Source organism: Marinimicrobium sp. UBA4209 (assembly GCF_002381585.1).
GTDB classification, from domain to species: domain Bacteria; phylum Pseudomonadota; class Gammaproteobacteria; order Pseudomonadales; family Cellvibrionaceae; genus Marinimicrobium; species Marinimicrobium koreense.
Window position 1 is genome coordinate 33844 of the sequence record NZ_DFTP01000076.1, and the last position, 5553, is coordinate 39396.

At 59.2% G+C, this 5553-nt stretch carries 6 protein-coding genes; 5 read left to right on the forward strand and 1 reads right to left on the reverse strand.

Annotated elements, in window-relative coordinates:
* Window positions 1–102: 102 nt before the first annotated feature.
* From B3187_RS11350 to B3187_RS11370, 5 genes are all read left to right on the forward strand, one after another.
* Window positions 103–456, forward strand: coding sequence for an alpha/beta hydrolase (locus B3187_RS11350; RefSeq protein WP_286806518.1), 354 nt, complete (start codon window positions 103–105; stop codon window positions 454–456).
* 12 nt (window positions 457–468) lie between these two features.
* Complete coding sequence (locus tag B3187_RS11355) at window positions 469–1224, forward strand: ATP-binding cassette domain-containing protein (RefSeq protein WP_286806520.1); 756 nt, start codon at window positions 469–471, stop codon at window positions 1222–1224.
* Window positions 1221–2390, forward strand: coding sequence for an ABC transporter permease (locus B3187_RS11360; RefSeq protein ID WP_286806521.1), 1170 nt, complete (start codon window positions 1221–1223; stop codon window positions 2388–2390). The genes B3187_RS11355 and B3187_RS11360 overlap by 4 nt, the downstream gene beginning before the upstream one ends.
* A 21-nt stretch (window positions 2391–2411) precedes the next feature.
* Window positions 2412–3434 carry a 3-dehydro-L-gulonate 2-dehydrogenase gene (gene yiaK, locus B3187_RS11365; protein ID WP_123637578.1) on the forward strand — a complete coding sequence of 341 codons (1023 nt, stop codon included), beginning with the start codon at window positions 2412–2414 and terminating at the stop codon, window positions 3432–3434.
* A gap of 162 nt (window positions 3435–3596) precedes the next feature.
* Window positions 3597–4676: an alkene reductase gene (locus tag B3187_RS11370; protein WP_123637577.1), complete on the forward strand. Its 1080-nt coding sequence runs from the start codon at window positions 3597–3599 to the stop codon at window positions 4674–4676.
* Here B3187_RS11370 and B3187_RS11375 read toward each other — a convergent pair.
* Window positions 4673–5212 carry a LamG domain-containing protein gene (locus tag B3187_RS11375; RefSeq protein WP_286806523.1) on the reverse strand — a complete coding sequence of 180 codons (540 nt, stop codon included), beginning with the start codon at window positions 5210–5212 and terminating at the stop codon, window positions 4673–4675. The genes B3187_RS11370 and B3187_RS11375 overlap by 4 nt on opposite strands.
* Window positions 5213–5553: the final 341 nt, after the last annotated feature.

The following is a 5553-nucleotide window of genomic DNA, read 5'->3' on the forward strand; positions in this document are numbered from 1 at the left end:
GTCAGTGACGATATCGCACTGGGGATGCACAACAGTGTGGTCTGTACCGAGGACGCGCCCTTTTAACCTCAGATCGATGCTGAGGAGGGCGAGGGCACCTATATGGGGCCGGGCTTTCTGGCGGGGCTGAAAGCCATGTGCGAACCCTGGCCTCGCGGAGAGATTGGCGAGCAATTCAAAGCGCCCCTGAAATCGGACATTCCCACCTTGTTGCTCAGCGGTGGGCGGGATCCGATTACGCCACCGGACTACGGCGATCAGCTCATGAAGACCCTGAGCAATGCGCGCCACCTGGTGGTGCCGGAGCGGGGGCACCAGGTCGGGTTACTGGGGTGTGTGCCGGATATCATCGCGCGCTTTGTCATCTCGGCGGAACCGGACTCATTGTCGGCCGACTGTCTGGACAGAGTGCAGGCGGTTCCCCTGTTTCTGGACCGAAACGGACCATCACCCTGAGGCGGCACTGACGTGATTCACACCCAGGCATTAGTAAAATCCTTTCATCCCAGGGGCCGCAAGAAGACACTGGTCCAGGCGCTGGTGAATGTCAGCTTTGACGCGCAGGATGGGGAAATCACCGGTCTGCTCGGCCCCAACGGTGCCGGTAAATCCACCACCCTGAGAATTCTGGCCGGGCTGGTCAAACCTGACCGCGGCCTGGCCAGCGTGGATGGTCATGATGTAGTGAAAGCGCCCCTGGCGGTCCGCCGGCGGTTGGGGTTTTTGCCACACAATGCCGGCCTGTACCCGAGGCTGACCAGTCGGGAAAACCTGGTGTACTACGGGCAGTTGTGCGGATTGAGTGCCGAGGAGGCGCATCATCGGGCCAGTGATCTCATTGAGCGGCTTGATATGGAAGGTTTTGCCGATCGTCGGGCTGAGGGATTTTCCCAGGGACAGAGAACCCGGGTAGCGCTGGGGCGCGCCTTGATTCACAACCCGAGCACCCTCATTCTCGATGAGCCAACCAATGGCCTGGATGTCATGGCCACACGCAACCTGCGGACGATTCTCCGCCGCCTTCGGGACGAGGGCCATTGTGTGTTGATCTCCAGCCACATCATGCAGGAGGTGTCCCGTCTGTGTGATCGGGTGGCCATCATCAGTGAGGGACGCATTGCCATGACCGATACCGTGACCGGCATTCTGGAACGCACCGGGCAGAGTGATCTGGAAGATGCCTTTGTGACCGCCATTGGTGAACAGCCCGAGGTGCAGCCATGAGGTCCTTCTGGGTCATTCTGCTGAAGGAGATCCGGGACAACCTGCGGGATCGGCGCTCCATGTTTTTCACCCTGTTATACGGCCCTCTGCTGTTACCCGCGTTGATGATCGGGCCCTTGGTATTCAACGTCAATAAATTCAGTGTCGATACGGAACAGCCACTGTCAGTGGCGGTGGTCGGGCGCGATCGAGCCCCCAACCTGATGGCCTTTCTCGCCGAGCACAACATCAATACCGAGGCGACGGAAGAGGACTTCATTGAGCCACTGCGCCGTGGTGAATTGCCGCTGGTTATGGAAATTCCGGAGGACTATGAACCGGCTTTGCGCAACGCCAGACCCGCCCCGGTGGTGATCCATTATCACAGCGGAGGTGACGACGCGACCCAGCAGCGGCGGCGACTACGGGCGGTGCTCGATGGGTATGATTCCCGGTTGAGAAGCCTGCGGTTTCTGGCCCGGGGGATGGACGAGCAGGTCTTTGACCCGCTCCATATCAGCGAGCGGGATGTTTCCACCCAAGTGCCGGGTGAGGCGTTCATGGGCTTGATCCTGCCGTTCATGTTGCTCTTCTCCATGATGATGGGCGGCTTCTATCTGGCGGTGGACACGACCGCCGGAGAGCGGGAGCGGTTATCGCTTGAGCCCTTGCTGGCTTTACCCGTCCCGCGTTGGCAACTGGTACTGGGTAAGTATGTCGCCATACTGGCGTTCGTCCTGATGTCTCTCATTCTCCCGTTGATCAGCGGCTTCGTTCTGTTCGGGTTGCTGGACGATGGAGTATTCACCAGCCGTTATGATTTTTCGGCATCGACGTTCGTCGCCGCAGCGTTTTTGCATTTGCCGGTCGCCCTGTTGATGACCGCGTTCCTGTTTGTCATTGCGGCGTTTGCCCGTTCGACCAAGGAGGCTCAGACGCAGTTGGGCATTGCCATGCTGGTGCCCATGTTGCCGTTTTTCCTACTGCAGTTCCTGAATATTCCCGAGCAAAGTCTCACCATGGCGATTCCACTGCTCGGTCAGTACCAACTGATGACTCAACTGGTAAATGGGCAGTCGATTGTTCCGGTGCACTGGGTGCTTTCGAGTGCCAGCTGCGTTGCGCTGGCGGTGTTATTGATGTCGATGGCCGTGCGTCGATATCGTCACGAGTCGATTCTCCAGTAATTCAGTGAAGGCGAGGGGTATATGTCGTCCCATAAGGCTCAGAATCTTTTGATCAGTCCGGCGCTCAGCGTACAGACGTTGAGCGACATTCTGCGCCGGGAGGGTTTCGCAGAAACCGAGGCGGCGCACCTGGCGAAGACGTTCACCGATAACAGTATTGATGGTGTCTACACCCACGGACTGAACCGCTTTCCCCGTTTTGTCGACCTGATCCGTCGCGGACATGTCGTGCCCTCGGCGAAGCCCGAGTGCACTCTGGCGGCGGGCGCTCTTGAGCAGTGGGACGGACACCTGGGGGCTGGGATACTCAACGCCTGCACCGCCACGGAACGGGCCATGGTGTTGGCCGAATCTCACGGATTGGGCTGTGTGGGACTGGCGAACACCAACCACTGGATGCGCGGTGGTACCTATGGTTGGCAAGCCGCTGAGCGCGGGTTTGTGTTTATCGGTTGGACCAACACCATCGCCAACCTGCCGGCCTGGGGGGCTGCGGATTGTCGTTTGGGGAACAATCCGTTGGTGATGGCGGTACCTCACGAACCGGGTGCGGTTGTCCTGGATATGGCGCAATCGCAATTTTCCTACGGTGCGATGGAGTTGGCCGTCGAACAGCAGCGCAAGCTTTCCGTGCCCGGGGGTTACGATACCGCCGGGCACATGACTGACGATCCCCGGGCAATTCTCGAAAGTCAGCGGCCAGTGCCCGTGGGTTACTGGAAAGGCGCAGGGCTGTCGCTGATGCTGGACCTGCTCGCCACCCTGCTCAGTGGTGGCCGCTCCACGGCGGATATCAGTCAGCAGACACTGGAGTATGGTGTGTCTCAGGTTTTTATCGCCATTGATCTCAACCAACTGGGAGATCGCCCCGCTTTACGCGGCGCGGTCCAGTCGATCATCGACGATCTCCATCGCTCCCGGCCGGCAAAGCCCGACGGCGTTATCCGCTATCCGGGTGAAGCGGTAATGGCTCGACGTGCGGAGAATCAGCAGCGCGGCATACCGGTTGATGCTGCACTCTGGGCTTCGATTCAAGCGCTATAGCGTGTGCTGTGTCAGAGACGAGAGCTGGGCCTCACGTAAAGGAAGGTAAAGGTCATCTCGGGGAGGATTTAAAAGGGGGAAATGATCCCAAGCAATAGGGGTTCACGTACATCCGTTCATTGATTTTCCGTGCTCTACGGATTTTGTTCAGGAGAACGAAACATGCCCCATTTGACCGACCCAATCCGGATTGGCGACCTACAGTTGTCCAATCGTATCATCATGGCGCCCCTGACGCGCTGTCGCGCCTCCAAAGGCCGGGTGCCCAACGATATGATGGCGGAGTACTATCGCCAGCGTGCCGGTGCGGGCATGATTCTGACCGAGGCCACCTCAGTGACGCACATGGGCGTTGGTTACCCGAACACCCCGGGAATCTGGTCGGAAGATCAGGTAGCGGGCTGGCGCAAGGTGACACAGGCGGTGCACGCTGAGGGTGGAAAAATTCTCTTGCAGCTGTGGCACGTTGGCCGGATTTCGGACCCGGTGTATCTGGAGGGCGAATTACCGGTCGCCCCCAGTGCGATTCGTCCGGAAGGGCACGTCAGTCTGATTCGTCCGAAAAAAGAATATGTCACGCCGCGAGCGCTGACCCTGGATGAAATTCCGGAGTTGGTCGAAGCCTATCGACGCGGGGCCGAGAACGCTCGGCGTGCGGGGTTTGATGGAGTGGAAATTCACGGCGCCAATGGTTATCTGCTGGATCAGTTTCTGCAGACCAACAGTAACCAGCGCACCGATCAGTACGGGGGCTCGATCGAAAACCGTGCCCGACTGCTGCTGGAAGTGACCGATGCGGTACTGAGCGTTTGGGAGCCGGGTAGGGTCGGGGTGCATCTGGCGCCGCGCGGTGATGGCCACGACATGGGGGATGAAGACCCGGCCGCGCTGTTCGGTTATGTGGCGCGGGAGCTTGGCAAGCGCGAGTTAGCCTTTCTGTGCTCGCGGGAGCACGAAGCGGAGGACAGCCTGGGTCCGGACCTGAAAGCGCAGTTCGGCGGCGTCTACATTGCTAACGAAAACTATGAGAAGACCAGCGCCGAGCGCTGGTTGGCCGAAGGCAAAGCGGATGCCGTCGCGTTTGGCAGACTCTATATCGCCAATCCGGACCTGGCGGAACGTTTTGCTCAGGACGCTCCCCTGAACGAACCGGATCCGACAACATTTTATGCCTCGGGCCCGGAAGGCTATACCGACTATCCTTCGCTCAAGTACTCTGCAAGGAAGCCCGAGACGGTCTAGTCGGGCAGTTTTTCCCAGTCCAGAAACGCTTCGGGCTCCAGGGCCCGGGGCGTCATTCTCACTGCAAGCATCAGACCATTGAACCAGTGAACCCGATTCAATCGGGCGCCTATTGAAGTGCGCGCGCGGGTACCAATCGGTTCAAAGTCTACTGTACCCTCCAGCTCCAGTGCACCGTTGACGTAAGTACGCATCGTGGTTCCATCAAAGGTGAGGGCGGCGTGGTGCCATTGATTCACCGGGTGGACTAGCGTCTCGTCAATCAGCGTCAGGGCGTCCCGCTCGGACTTCAGAAACCCGTCGAGGTACCACTGCTGTTGATCATTCAGCCGAAGTTCGACTGTGATCCGACGATCGGGGTTGTCGAGTGATTCGATGTGGAAGAAGCGGGGTTCCCAGTTCGCCGGCCAAACATCTGCCGGGTTGAACCAGACCTCGATGGTAAATTGATTCTGTTCGGCCAGCGGATTGTGCTCAACCAGCAGTCGGTCTCCATCGCCATCGAAGCGAATCGCGGGGCCGTGGACGGTGTCCACGAGGGTCGGATCACCCTCAGTTCGAGCCGGCGCAGAGCCCACCCGGTCCAGGCGATCAAGTCTCCAGAGGGTGCTGTCGGTGTCATCAGGCGTTAAAAGGGAAGTGCTGCAGCTGGCGGCACAGACTAACAGACCGAGGATCAGAGTCTTCGGTATCAGGGAAGATGGTGTCATCAGGTTGATTCTCTGGGGTTATGTTGTTGTCCCCAAAGCGTGTCACAGCGAGCGGAATCGATCAAGCGAGGGCCGGGAGGCCCTCGCTATGCTGGGAGCTCTTCGATATGAAAGTCCCTCAGGACGCCCGGCGGCGAAACAGCGGCAGGGGCTCGTCGACCGAGGCA

Bases quoted from the DNA above. Each gene is read 5' to 3' on its own strand.
- B3187_RS11350 (WP_286806518.1), top strand. From the start codon at position 103: ATGGGGCCGGGCTTTCTGGCGGGGCTGAAAGCCATGTGCGAACCCTGG.
- B3187_RS11360 (WP_286806521.1), top strand. From the start codon at position 1,221: ATGAGGTCCTTCTGGGTCATTCTGCTGAAGGAGATCCGGGACAACCTG.
- yiaK (WP_123637578.1), top strand. From the start codon at position 2,412: ATGTCGTCCCATAAGGCTCAGAATCTTTTGATCAGTCCGGCGCTCAGC.
- B3187_RS11370 (WP_123637577.1), top strand. From the start codon at position 3,597: ATGCCCCATTTGACCGACCCAATCCGGATTGGCGACCTACAGTTGTCC.